The following is a 20,387-nucleotide window of genomic DNA, read 5'->3' as shown; positions in this document are numbered from 1 at the left end:
GTCTGGAGTGACATTTAATGGCAACAATAAAAGACGTAGCAAAACGCGCAAACGTTTCCACTACAACCGTATCACATGTTATTAACAAAACTCGCTTTGTTGCTGAAGAGACGCGCAATGCCGTCTGGGCGGCGATCAAAGAGCTGCACTACTCCCCGAGTGCGGTAGCGCGTAGCCTCAAAGTCAATCACACCAAATCGATCGGTTTGCTGGCGACCAGTAGCGAAGCGGCCTATTTCGCAGAAATTATCGAAGCGGTGGAAAAAAACTGCTTCCAGAAAGGCTATACCCTGATTCTGGGCAACGCCTGGAACAACATTGAAAAACAGCGTGCCTATCTTTCGATGATGGCGCAAAAGCGCGTCGACGGCCTGCTGGTGATGTGTTCAGAATACCCGGAATCGGTGCTTTCCATGCTGGAAGAGTACCGTCACATCCCGATGGTGGTGATGGACTGGGGCGAAGCGCGCGCCGATTTCACCGACTCCGTGATTGATAACGCTTTTGAAGGCGGCTATATGGCGGGTCGATATCTGGTAGAACGCGGGCATCGCGAGATTGGCGTTATTCCCGGTCCGCTTGAGCGCAACACCGGCGCAGGGCGTCTGGCTGGCTTTATGAAAGCGATGGAAGAAGCGCTGATCACCGTGCCGGAAAACTGGATTGTGCAGGGTGACTTCGAGCCAGAATCAGGCTATCGCGCCATGCAGCAGATCGTCTCCCAGCAGCCTCGCCCTACCGCCGTCTTCTGCGGGGGCGATATTATGGCAATGGGTGCGCTCTGTGCGGCGGACGAACTGGGTCTGCGCGTGCCACAGGACATTTCCGTGATCGGGTATGACAACGTGCGTAACGCCCGTTTCTTCACCCCGGCGCTGACCACCATCCACCAGCCGAAAGATTCGCTGGGCGAAACCGCTTTCAACATGCTGATGGACAGGATCGTTAGCAAGCGTGAAGAATCGCAGTCTATTGAAGTCCACCCGCGTCTTGTTGAGCGCCGTTCCGTTGCGGATGGCCCTTTCCGCGACTACCGTCGCTAATGGTTAACGGGGCCAGCTACGCTGGCGCCCGTAGCCACTCCCGGTTCAGCGTTTCGCTGTCTCCCAGATAATCCAGCAGCCAGGCCATCGCAGGCGATACGTCGTTCTGCTGCCAGGTGAGGCAACAGGCTGCATCCGGGAACGGGTTTTCCAGCTGCAGGGCAACCCATTCTCCGCTGTCGATCCTCGGACGTGCAAAGTGGACGGGCACCATCGCCACGCACAGGCCCGCCGTCAGGCAGGTGGCAGACGACTCCCAGTCAGGTGCCACCACGCGCCGCTGGTTGTCCAGCAGCCAGGTGATGCGTTTGGGCAGCGAGCGCGAGGTATCTTCCAGCACCAGCGACGGCCAGTTGCGCAACGTGTCGTCACTCAGCGGCCCTTCCAGCGCGGCCAAAGGATGATGGCTGGCGACCACGCAGGTCCAGCTCAGCATGCCCATATCCCGAAAAGCGTAACGTCCCCCAACGGGAATAGCCTGCGTCGCGCCGATAGCCATCTCAACCCTGCCGTCCGCCAGCGCATCCCAGACGCCGTTGAACACCTCCTGCGATACCCGCAGCTCAACGTCCGAGAAATGGCGATAGAAATCCACGATCATCTGCCGTGTGCGTTCGGGCTTCACAATGTTGTCTACCGCAATGGAGAGATGGCCCCGCCAGCCGTTGGCGATCTGTTGGCACTGCTCGCGGGTGATCTGCATTTTTTTGATGACAGAACGTCCCTCCTTGAGAAACCACGCCCCCGCAGGCGTTAACACCACGTCGCGGTGCCGACGCTCAAACAGCGGCACCGCCAGCCACTCCTCCAGCTGGCGCACGGTATAACTGACCGCAGAGGGAACCCGATGCAGTTCCTGCGCGGCTCCGGTAAAACTGCCGTTACGCGCCACGGCGTCTACCACTTCAAGAGAATAATCAGACCACATTTTCTGCCTGCAAAAAATTTGAATGCACTTACCAAATATTAGCGTTTCACAAGCCGCTTTGCACTCCCTACACTCTGCGCCAGTTAACACCTGCCTCCTCAGGAGAAAAAAACAATGCAACCCAGAAACGGATTTTTAGTCTGGCTCGGCGGCTTAAGCGTGCTTGGCTTTCTGGCAACCGATATGTACCTCCCTGCTTTCGCCGCGATGCAGGAAGATTTGCAGACGCCTGCCGCCGCCATCAGCGCCAGCCTGAGCTTATTCCTTGCGGGCTTCGCCATCGCACAGCTGATGTGGGGGCCGCTCTCTGACCGCTTTGGCCGCAAGCCGGTGCTGTTACTCGGCCTGGCGATTTTTGCCGTAGGCTGTCTGGGGATGCTGTGGGTACGTGATGCCACCTGGCTGCTGGTGCTGCGCTTTATTCAGGCGGTGGGCGTGTGCGCGGCGGCGGTCACCTGGCAGGCGCTGGTGACCGACTACTACCCGGCCTCGCGCACAAACCGGATCTTCGCCACCATCATGCCGCTGGTCGGCCTGTCGCCGGCCCTTGCTCCGCTGCTGGGCAGCTGGATCCTCGCCCATTTCGACTGGCAGGCGATTTTCGCCACGCTGTTTGCCATTACGCTGGTGCTGATGCTGCCCGCCTTTGCGCTTAAGCCGGCCCATAAAAAAGCCACGCACGCCGATGCGAAGCCCATCACCTTTATCTCCCTGCTGCGCACCAAAGCGTATCGCGGTAACGTCCTGATTTACGCCGCCTGCTCTGCGAGCTTCTTCGCCTGGCTTACCGGCTCACCCTTTATCCTCCACGATATGGGCTATAGCCCTGCGGCCATCGGTCTGAGCTACGTTCCGCAAACTATCGCCTTCCTGGTGGGCGGCTACGGCTGTCGTGCGGCCCTGCAGAAATGGGACGGACAGCAGATGCTGCCCTGGCTGCTGGCGCTGTACACTCTGAGCGTAGTAGGCACCTGGGCTGTCGGTTTCATTCCGGGCGTGGGGCTTGCAGAAATTTTGATTCCTTTCTGCGTGATGGCCGTCGCCAACGGCGCAATCTATCCAATCGTGGTGGCGCAGGCGTTGCGTCCGTTCCCGCAGGCCACCGGCCGTGCGGCGGCGCTGCAAAATACCCTGCAGCTGGGGTTATGCTTCCTCGCAAGCCTCGTGGTATCCGCGCTGATTGTCACCCCGCTGCTCACTACCACCAGCGTGATGCAGTTTACCGCTGTGCTGGCCGTCATCGGGTATCGCATACAGTCTTCTGCCTACCGTGAGCAGGCCAGCCGCGCGCAGGCAGACGCCTCCCAGGCATAATCGCGTGGGAAATTATGTTGCATATCAGTGATTAGGTTGCTAAGAATTTTCTATTGAATCACTAAATTTTGAGGCCTATACTAAATTTGGTTCGATAAATACGATAAATATTAAGTGTTAACGGGAGCCGGAGTGCTCCCGTTTTACCATGGAAGGCATTTCGGCAAGGGTTATCTCCCTTCCTCTGTTCTACGTCGGATACTAGCCTCGCGGGCGTTTACCGTGAGATTTCTCACAAACCATAAAAAGCGTCTACGCTGTTTGAAGGTTCTGATCACAGCAAGGTGATGGAGAAGCTATGAGTTCATCGTGTATAGAAGAAGTCAGCGTTCCGGACGACAACTGGTCCCGGATCGTCAGTGAACTGTTAAGTCGTGCGGGCATCACTATTAACGGGTCCTCCCCTTACGACCCTCAGGTCAAAAATCCCGACTTTTTTAAACGCGTCCTGCAGGAGGGATCGTTAGGCCTGGGCGAAAGCTATATGGATGGATGGTGGGATTGCGAGCGGCTGGATATCTTTTTCACCCGCGTTCTACGCGCGGGGCTGGAGAACCAGCTTCCTCGACACGTTAAAGACACGCTGCGCATCGCCTCCGCCCGCCTGTTCAACCTCCAGAGTAAAAAACGGGCATGGATCGTTGGCAAAGAACACTACGATCTCGGCAACGATCTGTTCAGCCGTATGCTCGACCCCTTCATGCAATATTCCTGCGGCTACTGGAAAAAGGCGACCACGCTTGAAGAGGCGCAGCAGGACAAATTGCGCTTAATCTGTGAAAAACTGCAGCTTGAACCCGGCATGCGCGTGCTGGATATTGGTTGCGGCTGGGGTGGACTGGCGTACTTTATGGCGAAGCATTATGGCGTCAGCGTTGTCGGCGTCACCATCTCTGCCGAACAGCAAAAAATGGCGCAGGAACGCTGCCAGGGTCTGGATGTCGATATTCATCTGCAGGATTATCGCGATCTTAATGAGCAGTTCGACCGTATCGTGTCGGTCGGAATGTTTGAGCACGTAGGGCCGAAAAACTACAAGACCTACTTTACGGTGGCCGATCGTAACCTGAAGCCGGACGGTATCTTCCTGCTGCATACCATTGGCTCGAAGCGGACCGACAACAACGTTGACCCGTGGATCAATAAATACATCTTTCCGAATGGCTGTTTGCCCTCTGTACGCCAGATAGCCAATGCCAGTGAATCTCACTTTATCGTGGAAGACTGGCACAACTTTGGCGCAGATTACGACACCACGTTAATGGCATGGCACGAACGCTTCCAGGCGGCCTGGCCGGAGATTGCCGACAACTATTCCGAACGATTCAAAAGGATGTTCAGTTATTATCTGAATGCCTGCGCAGGTGCATTCCGGGCGCGTGATATTCAACTGTGGCAGGTGGTCTTTAGCCGCGGTATCGAACACGGCCTGCGGGTGGCTCGCTAAAAAAATAACCCCGGAAGCCCGGGGTTATTTTTATTCTTCGTCAATCGCTTTTATTATCGCCGCTTCCTTTGCCGCCAGTACGCGCTCAACGGTATCGACGACCGCCTGGGTTTGCGGATCAATTTCGATATTCACGCGATGCCCCAGTTTTTTTGCGCCCAGCGTCGTACGCTGCAGCGTCTCCGGAATTAAATGCACGCAAAAACGCGTCGGCGTGACCTCGCCCACCGTCAGACTGATCCCATCAATGCCAATAAACCCTTTGTACAGGATGTATTTCATTAATGCCGGGTCCTGAACTTTAAACCAGATTTGACGGTTATTTTCCGAGGTAATGATTTTGGCAACCTCGGCCGTAGTCATGATGTGGCCTGACATCAGATGCCCGCCAATCTCATCGCTGAACTTCGCGGCACGCTCAACGTTTACGGTATCCCCTACCGCCAGCTCGCCGAGATTGGTAATCCGCAATGTTTCTTTCATTAAATCAAAGCTGATGTGATTACCATTAATTTCTGTGACGGTCAGGCAGCAGCCGTTATGCGCAATCGACGCACCGGTTTCGATGCCGTCGAGCATATATTCCGGCAGCTCAACAACGTGAGTACGAAAATTGGGTTTTTCATCAATAGACACCACTTTAGCGGTGCCCTGGACAATACCAGTAAACATGCCTGTAACTCCTGTTTTTTCCGGACGGTGGTGACACCGTTTTAATGCCAACACAATAACAGTTGGAAAAACAGGTTGCCAGTAGCGTGCATTTTCTGGCTATTTTTTCACTAGATAATTAGGTAAACCCCGCTACAATAGCTGGCATCCCCCTTCATTTTCTTTTTGCTGCCCGTAATGGCGGCTTTTTTAGTCTCTCAAATAACAACAATTCAAAGGTGTTCACGTGCAGAAGTACATGATTGAAGCGCGTCAGTTATTGGCACTGGCTATCCCGGTGATCATTGCGCAGGTTGCCCAGACAGCAATGGGATTTGTCGATACGGTGATGGCCGGAGGCTATAGCGCCACCGATATGGCCGCCGTGGCTATCGGGACCTCAATTTGGCTTCCCGCGATCCTGTTTGGCCACGGACTGCTGCTGGCGCTGACCCCGGTGATCGCGCAGCTGAACGGTTCAGGCCGCCGCGACCGTGTGGCGCACCAGGTCCGCCAGGGGTTCTGGCTGGCCGGTTTCGTCTCGGTGCTGATCATGGTGGTGCTCTGGAACGCGGGGCATATCATTCGCGCGATGCAGAATATTGACCCCGCTCTGGCCGATAAAGCCGTCGGTTATCTGCGCGCGTTACTTTGGGGTGCTCCGGGCTATCTCTTTTTCCAGGTCGCGCGTAACCAGTGTGAAGGGCTGGCGAAAACCAAGCCCGGCATGGTGATGGGCTTTATCGGCCTGCTGGTGAATATTCCGGTGAACTACATCTTTATTTACGGCCACTTCGGGATGCCCGAACTCGGCGGCGTCGGCTGTGGCGTCGCAACCGCAGCGGTATATTGGGTGATGTTCTTTAGCATGCTCACCTTTATTAAGCGGGCGCGCTCGATGCGTGATATCCGCAACGAGCAGGCATTCAGCACCCCGGACTGGCACGTGGTGAAACGCCTCATCCAGCTCGGCCTGCCCATTGCCCTGGCGTTGTTCTTCGAAGTCACCCTCTTTGCGGTCGTTGCCCTGCTGGTTTCACCGCTTGGGATCGTAGACGTTGCCGGGCACCAGATTGCGCTGAACTTCAGCTCCCTGATGTTCGTTCTGCCTATGTCGCTGGCCGCCGCCGTGACCATTCGGGTAGGGTTCCGTCTGGGGCAAGGATCCACGCTTGATGCGCAAACCGCCGCACGGACCGGGCTGGGCGTTGGCGTCTGTATGGCCGCCTGTACGGCACTCTTTACCGTGGCGCTGCGTGAGCAAATCGCCCTGCTCTATAACGACAACCCAGAAGTGGTTATGCTCGCGTCTCACCTGATGCTGCTCGCGGCGATTTATCAACTATCCGACTCCATTCAGGTGATCGGCAGCGGCGTGCTGCGCGGATATAAAGACACGCGCTCGATCTTCTTTATCACCTTTATCGCCTACTGGGTGCTGGGTCTGCCGTGCGGCTACGTGCTGGCGTTAACCGATCTGGTGGTGGATCGTATGGGGCCTGCCGGGTTCTGGATGGGCTTTATCATCGGTCTGACCTCCGCAGCCATCATGATGATGTTGCGTATGCGCTTTCTGCAGCGTCAGCCTTCTACGGTCATTTTGCAGCGCGCTGCACGATAAATCTCCGGTAGCCGCCCGCCGGCGGCTACTTTCTCTTCACTTTGCGCGGTAATGAAGCAATCGCGTGAAATCAGAGAGAAAAATGCATTTTCCCTCTTGCCACCTTGGGGCTGTGCCGCTAATATTCGTCCCCGTTGTCACCGACAACACGTTGCGTTCATAGCTCAGTTGGTTAGAGCACCACCTTGACATGGTGGGGGTCGTTGGTTCGAGTCCAATTGAACGCACCATTCTGCGTCTGTAGCTCAGTTGGTTAGAGCACCACCTTGACATGGTGGGGGTCGATGGTTCGAGTCCATTCAGACGCACCATTCTATTATCCCTCTGTAGTTCCTCATTATTTCATCTGACTTTTCTGTGCCCAAGAGCATTTCAGGCATCATGTTTCGCTATGCCATCGTCACTTCTCAACTCCTTTTAATTTCGCAGTCGCTCTACATCTTGTTGCATCAACGTCCCAGCGAATCATCACTATTTCAGCTGGTTACAGGTGTACGACGTGGTAAAGCCGTCACGATTCCGGGCCGATGACCTTGCCCCAAATGGGCGAGGCCACAGGCCGAGTAATGCGGCAAAGGAGCGAATCCCCAGGAGCGTACTAAGTGAGTGACTGGGGTGAGCGAGTGCAGCCAACTCATATGCATCTTGAAGTATTACGGATAGAAGAGAGCGCGAGGGGCGCCCTCTTCTATCATGGTGCATGATACCGGGGTCCTGCGCTATTTATAGGTCAGCGTAAAGGTCGCCGTGGCGTTGGCCGTGCCTGCCGTTATCGCCGACGTGGTCTGGTAGTAGCGCGCCTTAAGCTGTACCGTCTCAGATCCTCCGTACGACGAGGTGTAATAATACCTGCTCTGACCAAACTGTACCGCGCTGTCATCCGGTGCAAAGTAGAGCTGCACGCCCACCCCGGTTGCGGCCATATCACCCGGCGCGCTGTCCAGTTTCATCACGCCCGCGGCACTGGACGGATCTTGAGTGGCGTCAATCTGGACGTTGATACGGGCACTTTTGTCGCAGTCCAGTCTGATCACGAACGTCTGCCAGCCGGTGGCTGAGCCCGGTCCGGAGAACTCAGCCTTTTTATGCTGGCCTAACTCGACGCTGACATCGGGCGTCGTGACTGCACAGGCAATCGTATTAATTTGCCCGCCGGAAAAGGTGATCGGTAGTTCCGTTGACCACTGCCCGTTCTCCCGGGTACCGGCAATAAAACGCCCGGGTGAACCACTCAGCGCACCGGGGGTAATGTCACCGGTTTTAATCAGGCGGACCCGCGCCTGATCGTTGATCGAGGGATGGTAACCCGTACTGTGGCTAATCTGGAGCGTGAACACCTGCGACTGTCCGCTGGCAATACCGCTCCAGCTCTCCGGTAACGGCGTGCTGTCCACGGAGGTACGCGCTTCAAACACATACCCCACACCCGGCACGTTGGTATTGAAAACCGCCTCACCGTTCCAGGTGATGCTGGCTTTCGCGCCCGTGTTTTTGATACCGGCAACGATGGCGTATTGCGGGGTACCATCATAATTACAGTCCTGATAGGCCACACCTTCGTTGGACATCAGCCAGTCGCTGATGGGTTGCCCCACCGTCGCATCCCGCTGGACAATCACCGTGCCGGGGCTGATTGAAAAACTTCCTGTAGCCGTACAAAACGCCCACGATGTCTGGCAGGAAGCGATACCCACCAGCAGAATAATTACACGCCATACCCTCATTTTACTGTCTCCTGGCATTCCTGAGTCACCGTGATCACCGGTGGCTGATTTTCCTGTTCCGGCAGTCGGTAATGCACCGCGCACTGCTGTACCCCGTTCCAGTTCACCGCAATTTCGCCTTCCTGCGGTACACCGGTGAGGTACACCTGGCCGTCATCACCGACGATCCCGCTGCCGCCCTCTTTCAGCTTCGCCTGCGCGCCAAACGGCACCGGCAGCCCGCGGTAATACAGCGTCATCAGCACGCGTCGTCCGAGGCGGGTGTTGAAGTCAGCCATCACCACCGCGCCCTGTGTTGGCGTCACGGTCTGCACGGCGGTGTCGATATCCACCTCGTCGCAGAGCGTGCTGGTATCCAGCGCGATACGGTTTTTCTTGTACGGGTTGACGTACGGCACCACCGCATAGCCACGCCAGTCGGTATAGACCCCGGTGTTGTTCTGCACCTTCGCATCATCCGCGCCGGGCGCGTTGACAATCGCCAGCGACTGGCCGAGCGGCTGGGACAGCGTGATGCCGTGCGGATGGGCGACAATGCCGCCTCTCAGGCCGTAGTTGACCTGCTGCGTGTCGTCGTCGTAGTTGTAGCCGCCGGTGATTTCGCCCTGTCCGCCTTTGTAGTCGGCGCTGATATTGCCGGAGCCGCCCACGCCGTGGTTGGTGTAGCTCTGCTGGAGGCTGTAGCTCAGGTTGTTGTCGGCAAGCGCCGTGCCGTTCAGCCCCACCTGCTGGCGGGTGTCGCCATGTTTCGCGGTGTTGACGCTGTAGCTCGCCCAGGCATTCGGCATAAAGCGGCTGAGCGGCAACTGGACGTTGAACGCCAGCTGCTGGTCGGCGGGCTGGGTGCTCTCCGGGTAGTCGCTGTAGCTGTACGTCACGCTGTAGCTGATGCCGTCGATGTTGCCGTTCCAGCCGGTGCTCAGGGTGCGTTCATAGCCGTCCTCCTGCCAGTAATCCTGCTGATAGCCGGAAACAAAAAACGAGCCGTAGCTACCGATACTCTGGCTGAGGTCAAGCTGAAGGCGCTGACGTTTGTTGTACGTCATCCGCCAGCCGTCATCGCTGTCTGCCCGCAGGTCGTTCGCCTCCTGGAAGGTGTAAAACCCGGCGATGGAGTAGCGGTACGCCGCCAGCGTAAAGCTGGTGTCGGTGGTCTGAAAATCCTTCGAGTACTGCACCCGGTACGACTGGCCGTTGTGGCTGTCGTTGTTATTCAGCGTGGTATGCGCGGCGGTGATATCGGCGGAAAGCGAGCCGAGTTCACCAAGGCCAAAACCGAGCCCCGCCGCCCCGGACTGGTAATCCTCCGCATACAGCGTGCCGCCATAAAGGGTGATGGCGTACGGCAGGCCGTAAATCGCCGTGACCTGGCCGAACTCCGGTTCATCGCTGTCGTCGTTGCCGCTGCGGTATTTCCCGGCGGTGAGGGCGTATTTCAGGCGGCCTTCGCGCTGCATAATCGGCACCGCCGAGAACGGCTGGACGAAGGTGCGCTCGCTGCCGTCAGCCTCTTTGATGGTCACTTCCAGGTCACCGCTGCCCGAGGTCGGATACAGATCGGTGATGGTAAATGCACCCGGCGCAACGTAGCTCTGGTAGATGATGTAGCCGTTCTGTTTGATGGTCACCTGGGCATTGGACTGGGCAATGCCGCGGATGACCGGGGCGAACCCGCGCAGGCTGTCCGGCAGCATATTCTCATCCGACGCCAGCTGCGCGCCACGAAACTGGACACTGTCGAAGATATCCGACGGCGTGTAGCTGTCGCCGAGCGTCAGCTGTCCCTTCAGGCGCTGAATATCCCGCTGAAGGTACGTGTTCACTGAATCCCAGTGGCTGCCGCTGTCCTCGTCGTAATTCCAGGTCGAATAGTTACGCAGCCGCCACGCGCCGAGGTTGATACCGCTTTGCAGGTTGGCGTAGTAGTTATCGTCCGAACCGTTTTCCCCGTCGCGCCAGGTGTTGCTGCCGCTGAGGTTGTAGTTCAGCAACGCGGCGGGCACGCCTTCGTCCCACTCGGACGGGTCAACCCAGCCACGCGCGCTGGCGTTCATCGCTGCCTGCGGAATGCTGACGTTAAGCTGGAGTTTGCTGAAACGCAGGTCGGTGGCGGCCATCGGAATGTAGCGGCCAATGTCGTCGAGCGGCTTATCTGGCGGAAGTGCCGCCAGCGCCGGGAAGACGTCCGTTTTCACGCCCCAGGCTTTCAGCATGGCGGGCGTTATCTGCGCGGTGAGTTTTTTATCCGGCCCGGCGACAAAGGCAATGTCCTGCGCTTCTCCCTGTTTTTCGCTGTTCACATACACCGTCACCCGGTAGGTGCCGGGAAGCTGACCGTCGGATTCGGCAAAGGCCGACAAATCCGCGACCGGCTGGCCGGGGTTATCAATTTCCAGTGCGTGGGTGTTGAAGACCTCGCGGGCCTCGGCACTGCGCAAACAGTGTGCCTGAAGCAGCGTCAGCAGGATAATCATCAGACGTGGCGTCGTGTTGTTCATCACGTCCTCCTTCACAGCGTACGACTTTCGGTCTGGCTGATGCCGCCGTAGTCGCTGATGGCCTGCCAGGTCACATTGGATGCGCGCGCAGACGGTAGCGTGAAGCTGGCACTGCCTTTGGGCGGCACCATATCGGCCTCTTTGATCTCCTGCCCGTCGACTTTGAGGGTGAACAGCGTGACGTAATACGGCGTGGGGTTAGTGACGGTAAGACGGTTGCCGCTGCGGGCGACGCTCAACTGGTGATACGCGCTCTCGGGTTGCCCTTCCAGCCCGGCCGGGCGGTAAAACAGCTTCATGCGCGACTTGACCACCACCTGCAGCACGTTGGTGCGCGGCGTGCTGTCGTCGGTGGCGGGGATCGATTTCACGTTCAGCCAGAACACCGATTCCCGGTCCTGCGGCAGGTTGCCCCCGGTGCGCACAATGCGCAGCATGTTCTCTTCATCGGGATTGATGCGAAACAGCGGTGGGGTGACGATGAACGGCGTGTTGCCGCCCTCTTCGCCGCTGTCCACCCAGCTTTGCACCAGATAGACGCCCGATTTCTCCGGGTTACGCACCGAAGCGGCCGACTCTTTTTTATCCCCGTTATAAATCACGCGCGTCCCGCCAATTACAATCCCGGCCTGCGCCTGCACGCTCAGGAGAGCGAGCACCAGCGCCAGCATCACGTCTGCATACCTGTTCATCTTCTTATTCTCCGGACAAAAAATACGCATCCCTGCGAAACGTTCCCTGTTATGCGGCGGCGCATGGGTAGGAGTGGATGCGCCCCGCGACGTCACAGCCTTATTTGTAATTAATGGTGAACTGCGAGGTACCGTTGGCTGTCCCGGTGGTCACCGCGGTGCCGGTGGAAACATAGCGGGCGACGAAGTCCAGGGAATTGGTGCCCTCTGCGAGGGTGTAGTCCGCTGATGCCGAGTGCAGGGGAATGGCGGTCCCGTTTTTATCAGCGATTTCAATCCCGACGCCGGTCGCGATCCCGGTACCGCTGTCCAGCGCCAGCAGGTTCTGATTAACGCCATCTGACGTCCCGTCAAACTTCACGTTCGCCCCGGTAACGGTGTCCGGGCAGTCGCTCAGGCTGAGGGTAAAGCGCGTCGGGGAGGCTTTCATGCCGGCCGCACCGTTCAGTGCGGTTTGCGCCACATTGCCCAAATCGACGTTCATATTTTGCGAACTGCTGTCCACGGTACAGGTCTGGTCAGTGATGCTGCCGGTAAAGTGGATGGTGCCATCGGCAGCGACCGCACCTGCGGCCACCAGTAATAAACACGCGCTTAACATCGTTTTTTTCATATATTTCTCCTTGGTGAACGATCACGCAGGTCTCGATCCTGCTTCACTCCGGCGGCGAAAAAATCACCATAAGACTTTCCCGTTAGTGCCAGAGTGGTGAGTTCAGGAGAAAATGTGGGGAAGGATGAAAAGGGGAAATAAAATATCAGCAGGCGGGCGTTCTGACTTTTGTCACGGCATAAAACCGTAAGGCGGTGAGCATGTGAAAACTGGCAACGTGAATAACGCAAGCACGTTGCCAGCGGTAACCAGAGGAAGCAACATAGGCTTTACATTTAATGTTGGTTTAAAATCAGCAAGATAGTCCGTTATCGAAAGGGGCCTCAGAAAAATTTTGACACTGCGCTAAATTTTTCTGATACTACTTTACATTCTGGCACTAATTGTGGGGTTTTCTCTCAGCGTCCCCCAGACATTCATAAATCTTTGTGTATTCGTCGCCGTATAAATCACCGTATGCCGGATGTTCCGGTGCCCCAGATAATCCTGTATCAATCGGGTATCCCGCCCCAAATCTGCCAGCGCATAGCCACAACCGTGTCTTAGCATATGCGGATAGGCGGCAATACTGACACCCGCCAGTTCGCCATAACGTTTAAGTAACAATCTCACCTGATGACGTGACAACGCGCCGCCCTTTTGCGACAGGAACAGCCAGTCTGAATCCGCATCCCGCCAGCGGTTACGGACCGCCAGCCAGCGCATAAGCGCAGGCAGTTCGGCATCAAACAGCGGGTGCTGCGTCGAGAGGCTGTTTTTCAGTCGCCGGACATAGACCGAACGCCCAACCAGATCGAGATCGGACAGGCGCATTCCGCACAGCTCGCTGACCCGCAGGCCGTGTAAGTAGCACATCTGTATAAGGCAATAATCACGCTCAAAATGGATCCCTCTGTCTGCTGCAAGCAGTATCTGTCCCACTTCATGGCGAGTGAGATGCTTTCGTTTTTCAGGCATTCGCCTTTGCTCCTTATTAAAATAATAATGAAAAAACACAGGCCAGAACTGCCTTCACAGTCCAGGCCTGAGCCAGAGAATACCATCACAATCGCTAATCGGGTGATGACGCAGAACTCAACATTTTTTACGAGCAGCTGACTGTTTATGCAGTGAGCGTAATGACAAAACGCGGTATCCGGCAGACGAAATCTCTGTCGCCGAACGGGGTGAAACAGGCGTGGTCGGGGATATCCGCAGCGCCGGAGAAGGCGCCGGGTTTGGTACGTCGGATGCTGAAAAGAACAACGGGCCGTTAAGCCCGTTGCCGTCAAAGTTACCGCAGTTCTTTTATCCTCGCCCGCTCGGCCTGCATTCGATAGAGTTCGTATCGCTCCCGGAACCATGCTTGTTGCTCATCACTCATATTGCCGGTCACGGCAGCAACATCAATCTGCTGGCCCAGGGCGTGCATACGGGCAAAACTGCGCGCCAGAAAATCAAAATTCTTCAGTGCGTGTATTTCTTGTCGGTTCATCGCATATCCCTCCAGTCATTGAATTTGCTGTTCAAGGTCATATGCTTTTCTGATTTCAGTATCCGCCTGGAAAAGATCGTTTTTTGAGCAATACGTGCGCCTTTGCTTGTCCGCCCTCTCATTTCCAGAATGTTTTACAAAGGCTATCGACACGCATGCTGTTCGGAATAATACGTCTCTCTCATTTTTCTCCCTTTCTCCTGCTACGCTTTTCCTATAACAAAAAAACGCAGGAAGGATGTCGATGAAGAAGATCGCGATTATAGGCGCGGGGCCTACCGGTATTTACACCTTTTATTCACTTCTCAAGAGTCAAACCCCTCTCGCTGTCACCGTGTTTGAAAAAGCAGACCAGGCCGGTGTGGGCATGCCCTACAGCGACGAGGACAATTCGCGGCTGATGCTGGCTAATATCGCCAGTATTGAGATCCCGCCGCTCTTTATAACCTACCTGGACTGGCTCAGGACGCAAAGCCAGACGCACCTCGCACGCTACGGCGTGGACAAATCGACGCTGCACGAACGGCAGTTCTTGCCGCGCATTCTGCTGGGCGAGTATTTTCGCGACCGCTTTTTAGCCATTGTGCAAGAAGCGCAGCGCCGCGGATTCGCCGTTCAGGTGCATGAATCCGCCCCGGTTACCGACCTTGATGCCCGGGAAGACGGCGTGACCCTCTGCGTCAATGACGCCCCCTTTGAGGAAAAATTTGATCTCGCGGTTATCGCCACCGGCCACGTCTGGCCCGAAGACGATGAAGCATCAAAAACATTCTTCCCGAGCCCGTGGTCGGGCCTGATGGACGCCAAAATTCCGCCCTGCCGTGTCGGGATTATGGGCACCTCGCTCAGCGGGCTGGACGCGGCCATGGCGGTGGTGATCCAGCATGGACGCTTCGTTGACGACAGGTTTGAGCTGGACGACAAAAGCCAGGATCTGAAAATTGTGCTGATGTCGCGCACGGGCATTCTGCCAGAGGCCGATTTTTACTGCCCTATCCCCTATGAACCGCTGTCGATCCTGACCGACGCGGCTGCCGAAGCCGAAATCGCAAAAGGCCCGGAGGGATTACTCGACCGAATTTTTGCGCTGATGGTCAGGGAACTTGAACAGGCCGACCCGCAGTGGAGCGAGGCGATTGCCCTCAATACGCTGGATCCCGATACTGTTTTTGATGCCTGGTTCGCCGATCGCAAACGTCACGATCCCTTCTCGTGGGCGGAGGATAACTTACGCGAGGTGGAGCGAAACAAACGCGATAAACGCACCGTTGCCTGGCGCTACACCGTCCTGCGGCTGCATGAGGTGGTTCAGGAAGTTGTGCATCATCTGGACGACCGGGACGCAGAACGATTCAAGCAGGGGCTGGCGAGGGTGTTTATTGATAATTATGCGGCCATCCCCTCTCAGTCGATTCGCAGGCTGCTGGCCCTTCGGGAAGCGGGGATCATCAGCGTACTGGCGCTTGGCGAGGATTACGACCTGGATATCGGGAGCGATCAAACCGCCATCAGAACCGGCGAGACCGCCTACCGCTTCGACGTGTTCATTGATGCTCGCGGGCAAAAGCCACTCAAAACGAAGGATCTGCCCTTCCCTTCGCTGCGCAAACAGCTGCTGGCAACGGGAGATGAGATACCGGACGTCGGAGAGGACTATACCCTGCGCGCGCCCGAGGCACTTCGCGGGCGGATTGCGTTTGGAGCGATACCCTGGCTCATGCACGACCATCCCTTTGTTCAGGGGCTGGCAGAAAGCGCAGAGATGGGTGAAGCGATGGCAAAAGCGGTGTCGCAACCGGCAGTGCGATCGCGCAAGAAACTGCAGTTTGTAGAGAACTAACAGGGCTTCCGTGCCCTTTGATGGCTGATTACTCGAAGAACACGCTCGGGTTTTCAGACAATGACACGAAGGTTTTGGTGTCTTTATCAAGGGCACGAATGTCGCCGCTCTCGATATCATACACCCAGCCGTGCAGGCGAATGGCGTTGTTGCGCAGACCGACCGCCACCGACGGGTGGGTTTTGATGTTGCTCAGCTGGGCAAAGACGTTTTCCTGCACCATCGCGTTCACTTTATCGATCGGATGCTCCCAGCTTTTCTTCTCGACGACCGCTTTGGCGGCATCGGAATAGCGCAGCCAGTGCGAAACGGCAGGCATTGGCTCCAGATTGGCGTTATCGGCAATCGCCTTCATTGCACCACAGTTGGAATGACCGCAGATCACGATGTCGGTTACGCCCAGCGCCACAACCGCATACTCAATCGTAGCAGACACGCCGCCAGGCTCTGGCCCGAACGGCGGCACGATGTTGCCAGCATTACGAATGACAAAAAGCTGTCCCGGCTCTTGCTGCGTAACCAGTTCCGGGACCAGACGGCTGTCGGAGCAAGAGATGAACAGCGCTTTGGGATTCTGACTGGACGCTAAACTGCGGAAGAGCTCTTTACGTTGCGGGAAAATCTCTTTTTGAAAGCTGAGAAAACCTTCAATGATATGTTGCATAGCCATTTCTCTTTTATCTGTTTTAATTTAGGTATGATCGCGATCACACTCGTAAAGTTAACCACCGCGCTTTAGTTCAGACAAGCAATATATTTCTGGCCCGACCGCTGCACAATCTCATCCGCTTTCGCCAGTACGTTCTGCCCTTCAAACGCGCCATAAAGACGCTGATAACGTTTGTCCTTCAGCCGGTCCGTCACCTGCGCTACGGTTGCGGCAGGCAGTGGAAGCATGTTGGGGTAGCTCCACATAAACGAGACGGCGGTTTGACCCGGGGTGACCTGAAGAATATCCCCGGCCAGTAAAACCCCGTCGCCGTCCTGCCAGTGCAGTACCGTGCCCCCGGCAAAGTGACCGCCAAGGCGCAGAAGCGTGACCGACGGCGCGATCTCCAGCGCGTCGCCTTCCCAGAAGTGGAGCGCCGGGCTGTCGCGCATTACCCATTCGCGGTCGCTGGCATGGAGATAAACCGGGGCATCAAAGGCCTCGGCCCAGTCCTGCATCGTCGTGTAGTAATGAGGATGCGAGATCGCGATGGCGCTGATGCCACCGAGTGCCGCGACCAGCGACCGGGTAGCCGGATCAAGGTTCGCGATGCAATCCCAGAGAATATTGCCGTGGGCGGTCCGCAACAGGAATGCCCGCTGGCTGATGGCAAATGCCGGAACGGTTTTCAGGGCCAGCAGTTGCGGCTCCAACTGCTGCCATTTGTTAGTGTGCGTTGCGGTTACGCTGTCAAAATCCATCCACGCCTGCCCGGTAGCCGGAACGTACTGGCGTTCATCTTCGCAAATCGGGCATCTGTCAGGCTGGCGATCGTAAGAGGTGCCGCAGGTTTTACAGAGCGTAATCATCAGGTTTCCTCAGCGATAAACCACTGAGTATGGCAGGGATTATCCTTATGTGCTGCACGGTACATTGCTGGCGCATTTTGCCCTATACTCTGCCAGTATCAAAAACTGAACCAGGCAGGTGTCCTATGGAAATTGATCTCGATAACTTAGTGTTTAACGGGCTGGATGAAGCAGAAGAGCGTAACGCGGAACGTCTTGATGACGCGGACAAAAAGGCCCAGGCGATTGTCGCCGACGATGACTGCGGCGACGCCTGCAAGATCTGATGAGAAAGCACCGGTTACCCGGTGCTTTTTTTATTATCGTTTCATCCCTTAATTTTCAGGGACATGTTTGAATCCGCTCAGCATTAACATGATGCTCTCGTCCGACGAGGCCGGCTGGAACTGATAGTGATTCCCCTGCCGATCGCCCCCGATATACCATGAAATTTCCGTTTTGCCTTCGGCCAGCGCCTTGCGTACGGCTTTGTCCACATCGACCATGCGATACTCGCGCGAATGGTTTAGATAGAGCACGGCGTCAGACCGGTAGTTACACGCCGGGCGCGAGGTCCAGCGCACGGTGGCCGGATCCCAGTCGTTGCTGGCCGGGTAGAAGAAGATCTGATCGGCACCGTTGGTCTCAACCTTCCCGCCGAAGATCCGCACGCGGTACTTGAACTGCGAGGCGTCCTGGCCCGCTGGCAGCGGTGGGATTTTAAATTTCACCAGCGACAAGGTCTCGGCGTTGCGGGTGCGCCCGCCGTTCTGCCAGTTATCCTGAACCAGAAGCACCTGCGGCGCAGGCTGGGACGCGTCAGGCTCCTGACTGCTAAGCCAGACGTTCGCTTTCGGTATGGAATAGCCGTAAGGCACGGTGGTACCGCAGTCCATTCCCCGGTTCATACACCGGTCAGTCATAAAACGCGCCCCCTCTTCGGTCCAGCCGTTCATAAAGTCGGCATGGGCCGTGTACAGGCTGCCCCAGCGCTCCTCACGCTCGTTACCATGCATGATCGGGTCCATAGACAGTTGCACTTTTGTGGTGTCCAGGGAGGTGATGGTCGGGAGCACCCAGGCCACGTTCATATTTACGGTGGGGATCCTCACCGGAAACCCGCTCGGGCAGGCGCCTTTGATGTCGTAGGTGGCATTCGCAAGACCGTGAACCGGCTTCAGGTTGACGCCATCCCAGCAGTTCGGGAACTGAATGCCAATATTAAACTGTACCGCATCCTTCGCTTTACGCAGGCCGCACGTTTCCCCCACCTTGTTGCTATAGCCTTTGCCGTTCGCGCAAAGGAACGTGATGTGTGGATTGGGCGCCGCGCCGTGGTGGTCTCCCGCCAGCAGCGACAGCCCCGCCGGGAAAGGTGATAGCGGCCAGGTATCGACGTGTGAGGCCTGATAGTAGGTTTTCTGGTAGGCCGGTTTCACCACCGTGCCGTCCGGCAGGCGCAGCGACGGCACCCAGTAGGCCGAGCTGTCGGCTTTGTTATCGCAGGTTGTCTCTTCGTGCTCGCGCAGCGTTTCACGGCTAGAGGCCGCGTCGGTTTGCCTGTTGCCAAAGAAGTCGTGCAGCATGGCCTGGTTGGGCATGCCGTACATCATGATCGCATCGTCGCCGAGCGTGTGGGAATAACTGCACACCACGTGCGCCTGGGGGGCAGCATGAGCGGCGTGCATGGCAAACAGTAAAGCGGGGGCAGAAAGGGCTGTAGTGAGCGTGGTCCGTTTCATCATTTTCTCCATGAAATGAAAGGACCTATTGGTAACAAAAGCCGCCTGATTCACCGAGCGATTCACCGCCCGTTTTTCCGCGCCAAAATGCTTTACACGGGCGTTTTAGCCCAGTTCAGGGCCAGGTTGCGCGCGGCGCTGTTCAGCGTGCGGGAACCACGCCGGGACAAACCTCAGCCGGCCAGGGCTTTCACCACTGTTTCCATCGCCTGGGTGGTCAGTTCGCTGCGTTTCACGCGCTGGTTTGCGAGTGCGGTACGCAGCACGCCGGCAATCACAATATGCTTCGGCTCCTGGCCCAGATCGCGCATCTCAAGAACGACCTTCCCCACCACCCGGCACATCTCCTGATACAGCGCTTCGTCTTTGGTCACATTGCCCATCGTCATCACTCCGTAGCCCTAAACGGCCAGCTTAAATGATTCATCGGCTGGATACAAAAAAAGCCCGGCGAGACGTTCACCGGGCTTCATCTGTTTAATCAACGCATCAGTTATTAACGGGGATCACCGCGCCTTTATATTTGGTGCGGATCCAGTCCTGAATCTCTTTGGAGTGCAGCACGTCCACCAGCGCAACGATATCTTTTTTCTTCTCGTCACCGCGATGCACGGTGATGATATTGGCGTACGGGTTGTTCTCACCGCTCTCGACTGCAATCGGGTCGTGAACCGGATCAAGGCCAGCGTCGATGGCGTAGTTGGCGTTAATCACCACCGCCGCACCTTCGTCGTTGTTGTACATCTGCGGCAGCAGAGAAGCTTCTACGTTAGGCGTAAACTGCAGCTTTTTCGGGTTCTCCACAATATCGCTGATGCGCGCCGTGACTTTGTCGATGCCCGGCTTGAGCTTAATCACGCCCTCTTTTTCAAAGATAGAGAGAATACGCCCCTCTTCGGACACCGCATCACGCATGATGATTTTGCCGCCTTCCGGCAGATCCTTCAGCGATTTGTATTTTTTCGAGTAGATGCCGATCGGCTCAATGTGGATTGCGCCCGCGCTGACAAAATCGTAATCCTTGTCGCCCGCGTGATCTTTCAGCACGCTGTTAAGATAGGGAATGTGCTGGAAGTAGTTGGCATCGATGTCGCGCCCCGCCAGCGCGGTGTTAGGCAGAATGTAGTCCTGGAACGGCTTGATCTCCAGATCGATACCCTGCTTCGCCAGGATCGGCTTCGCCTGCTCCAGAATTTCAGCGTGCGGCGTGTTGGATGCGCCCACGGTCAGCGTATCTGCCCATGAGGCGAAGCTCAGGGCGCTCAGGGTGGCGGCGGCGATCAGCGTCAGCGTTTTTTTCATG

General features: G+C 56.6%; 19 protein-coding genes and 2 tRNA genes. 8 read left to right on the top strand and 13 right to left on the bottom strand.

Going from position 1 to position 20,387, the window contains the following annotated elements; all coding sequences use genetic code 11:
• Positions 1-17 precede the first annotated feature (17 nt).
• Positions 18-1,043, top strand: coding sequence for an HTH-type transcriptional repressor PurR (purR, locus tag QLG21_RS09855; protein WP_282484303.1), 1,026 nt, complete (start codon positions 18-20; stop codon positions 1,041-1,043).
• Between the two features lie 16 nt (positions 1,044-1,059).
• Here the strand turns inward: purR and punR are convergent, their stop codons facing one another.
• Positions 1,060-1,971 (bottom strand): DNA-binding transcriptional activator PunR, encoded by a 912-nt coding sequence (gene punR, locus QLG21_RS09850; RefSeq protein ID WP_006174929.1) that lies wholly within the window; start codon positions 1,969-1,971, stop codon positions 1,060-1,062.
• Between the two features lie 114 nt (positions 1,972-2,085).
• Here punR and punC point away from each other — a divergent pair, with 114 nt between their 5' ends.
• Together punC and cfa are read left to right on the top strand one after the other, a co-directional pair.
• Positions 2,086-3,285, top strand: coding sequence for a purine nucleoside transporter PunC (gene punC / locus QLG21_RS09845; protein WP_282484302.1), 1,200 nt, complete (start codon positions 2,086-2,088; stop codon positions 3,283-3,285).
• Positions 3,286-3,583: 298 nt separating this feature from the next.
• Entirely contained in the window at positions 3,584-4,732 is a 1,149-nt protein-coding gene (gene cfa / locus QLG21_RS09840; RefSeq protein WP_282484301.1) for a cyclopropane fatty acyl phospholipid synthase, read from the top strand.
• Between the two features lie 30 nt (positions 4,733-4,762).
• Here cfa and QLG21_RS09835 read toward each other — a convergent pair whose 3' ends face one another.
• The gene (locus tag QLG21_RS09835; RefSeq protein ID WP_006174926.1) at positions 4,763-5,404 is read right to left on the bottom strand and encodes a riboflavin synthase; all 642 of its coding nucleotides are present in this window, start codon (positions 5,402-5,404) and stop codon (positions 4,763-4,765) included.
• A 226-nt stretch (positions 5,405-5,630) separates the two neighbouring features.
• On the opposite strand from QLG21_RS09835, the gene mdtK reads away from it, so the two are divergent.
• From mdtK to QLG21_RS09820, 3 genes are all read left to right on the top strand, one after another.
• Positions 5,631-7,004 carry an MdtK family multidrug efflux MATE transporter gene (gene mdtK, locus QLG21_RS09830; protein ID WP_282484300.1) on the top strand — a complete coding sequence of 458 codons (1,374 nt, stop codon included), beginning with the start codon at positions 5,631-5,633 and terminating at the stop codon, positions 7,002-7,004.
• Between the two features lie 153 nt (positions 7,005-7,157).
• Positions 7,158-7,234 (top strand) — tRNA-Val (locus tag QLG21_RS09825).
• A 4-nt stretch (positions 7,235-7,238) separates the two neighbouring features.
• Positions 7,239-7,315: transfer RNA gene (locus tag QLG21_RS09820), tRNA-Val, on the top strand.
• Between the two features lie 408 nt (positions 7,316-7,723).
• Here the strand turns inward: QLG21_RS09820 and QLG21_RS09815 are convergent.
• The 6 genes from QLG21_RS09815 to glgS all read right to left on the bottom strand — a co-directional run bounded on the left by QLG21_RS09815 (position 7,724) and on the right by glgS (position 14,005).
• Positions 7,724-8,728, bottom strand: coding sequence for a fimbrial protein (locus QLG21_RS09815; protein ID WP_282484299.1), 1,005 nt, complete (start codon positions 8,726-8,728; stop codon positions 7,724-7,726).
• Positions 8,725-11,226 carry a fimbria/pilus outer membrane usher protein gene (locus QLG21_RS09810; RefSeq protein ID WP_282484298.1) on the bottom strand — a complete coding sequence of 834 codons (2,502 nt, stop codon included), beginning with the start codon at positions 11,224-11,226 and terminating at the stop codon, positions 8,725-8,727. Before QLG21_RS09810 ends, QLG21_RS09815 begins: the two co-directional genes overlap by 4 nt.
• An 11-nt stretch (positions 11,227-11,237) precedes the next feature.
• Positions 11,238-11,918: a molecular chaperone gene (locus tag QLG21_RS09805; protein ID WP_282484297.1), complete on the bottom strand. Its 681-nt coding sequence runs from the start codon at positions 11,916-11,918 to the stop codon at positions 11,238-11,240.
• 100 nt (positions 11,919-12,018) lie between these two features.
• Positions 12,019-12,531, bottom strand: coding sequence for a fimbrial protein (locus QLG21_RS09800; protein WP_137848464.1), 513 nt, complete (start codon positions 12,529-12,531; stop codon positions 12,019-12,021).
• A 366-nt stretch (positions 12,532-12,897) separates the two neighbouring features.
• Positions 12,898-13,488 (bottom strand): tyrosine-type DNA invertase, encoded by a 591-nt coding sequence (locus tag QLG21_RS09795; RefSeq protein ID WP_282484296.1) that lies wholly within the window; start codon positions 13,486-13,488, stop codon positions 12,898-12,900.
• 316 nt (positions 13,489-13,804) lie between these two features.
• Positions 13,805-14,005, bottom strand: coding sequence for a cell surface composition regulator GlgS (glgS, locus tag QLG21_RS09790; RefSeq protein WP_102891021.1), 201 nt, complete (start codon positions 14,003-14,005; stop codon positions 13,805-13,807).
• 244 nt (positions 14,006-14,249) lie between these two features.
• Here glgS and QLG21_RS09785 point away from each other — a divergent pair, with 244 nt between their 5' ends.
• Positions 14,250-15,845 (top strand): FAD-NAD(P)-binding protein, encoded by a 1,596-nt coding sequence (locus tag QLG21_RS09785; protein WP_282484295.1) that lies wholly within the window; start codon positions 14,250-14,252, stop codon positions 15,843-15,845.
• A 28-nt stretch (positions 15,846-15,873) separates the two neighbouring features.
• Here the strand turns inward: QLG21_RS09785 and QLG21_RS09780 are convergent, their stop codons facing one another.
• Positions 15,874-16,509, bottom strand: a complete 636-nt coding sequence (locus QLG21_RS09780) for a carbonic anhydrase (protein WP_042319655.1) — start codon at positions 16,507-16,509, stop codon at positions 15,874-15,876.
• 71 nt (positions 16,510-16,580) lie between these two features.
• Positions 16,581-17,363, bottom strand: coding sequence for an MBL fold metallo-hydrolase (locus tag QLG21_RS09775; protein ID WP_282484294.1), 783 nt, complete (start codon positions 17,361-17,363; stop codon positions 16,581-16,583).
• A gap of 125 nt (positions 17,364-17,488) precedes the next feature.
• Here QLG21_RS09775 and QLG21_RS09770 point away from each other — a divergent pair, with 125 nt between their 5' ends.
• On the top strand, positions 17,489-17,629 hold the full coding sequence (locus QLG21_RS09770; protein WP_003857665.1) for a hypothetical protein: 141 nt from the start codon (positions 17,489-17,491) through the stop codon (positions 17,627-17,629).
• Between the two features lie 48 nt (positions 17,630-17,677).
• Here QLG21_RS09770 and QLG21_RS09765 read toward each other — a convergent pair whose 3' ends face one another.
• The 3 genes from QLG21_RS09765 to QLG21_RS09755 all read right to left on the bottom strand — a co-directional run bounded on the left by QLG21_RS09765 (position 17,678) and on the right by QLG21_RS09755 (position 20,386).
• Positions 17,678-19,084 carry a DUF1996 domain-containing protein gene (locus QLG21_RS09765; RefSeq protein WP_282484383.1) on the bottom strand — a complete coding sequence of 469 codons (1,407 nt, stop codon included), beginning with the start codon at positions 19,082-19,084 and terminating at the stop codon, positions 17,678-17,680.
• A 173-nt stretch (positions 19,085-19,257) separates the two neighbouring features.
• Complete coding sequence (gene fumD / locus QLG21_RS09760; RefSeq protein WP_014831602.1) at positions 19,258-19,467, bottom strand: fumarate hydratase FumD; 210 nt, start codon at positions 19,465-19,467, stop codon at positions 19,258-19,260.
• 106 nt (positions 19,468-19,573) lie between these two features.
• On the bottom strand, positions 19,574-20,386 hold the full coding sequence (locus QLG21_RS09755) for a MetQ/NlpA family ABC transporter substrate-binding protein (protein ID WP_006174916.1): 813 nt from the start codon (positions 20,384-20,386) through the stop codon (positions 19,574-19,576).
• Position 20,387 lies beyond the last annotated feature (1 nt).

This window comes from Enterobacter sp. V87_3 (assembly GCF_029967835.1).
Lineage (GTDB): Bacteria > Pseudomonadota > Gammaproteobacteria > Enterobacterales > Enterobacteriaceae > Enterobacter > Enterobacter cancerogenus.
This window is presented reverse-complemented; position numbering and strand designations above follow the sequence as displayed.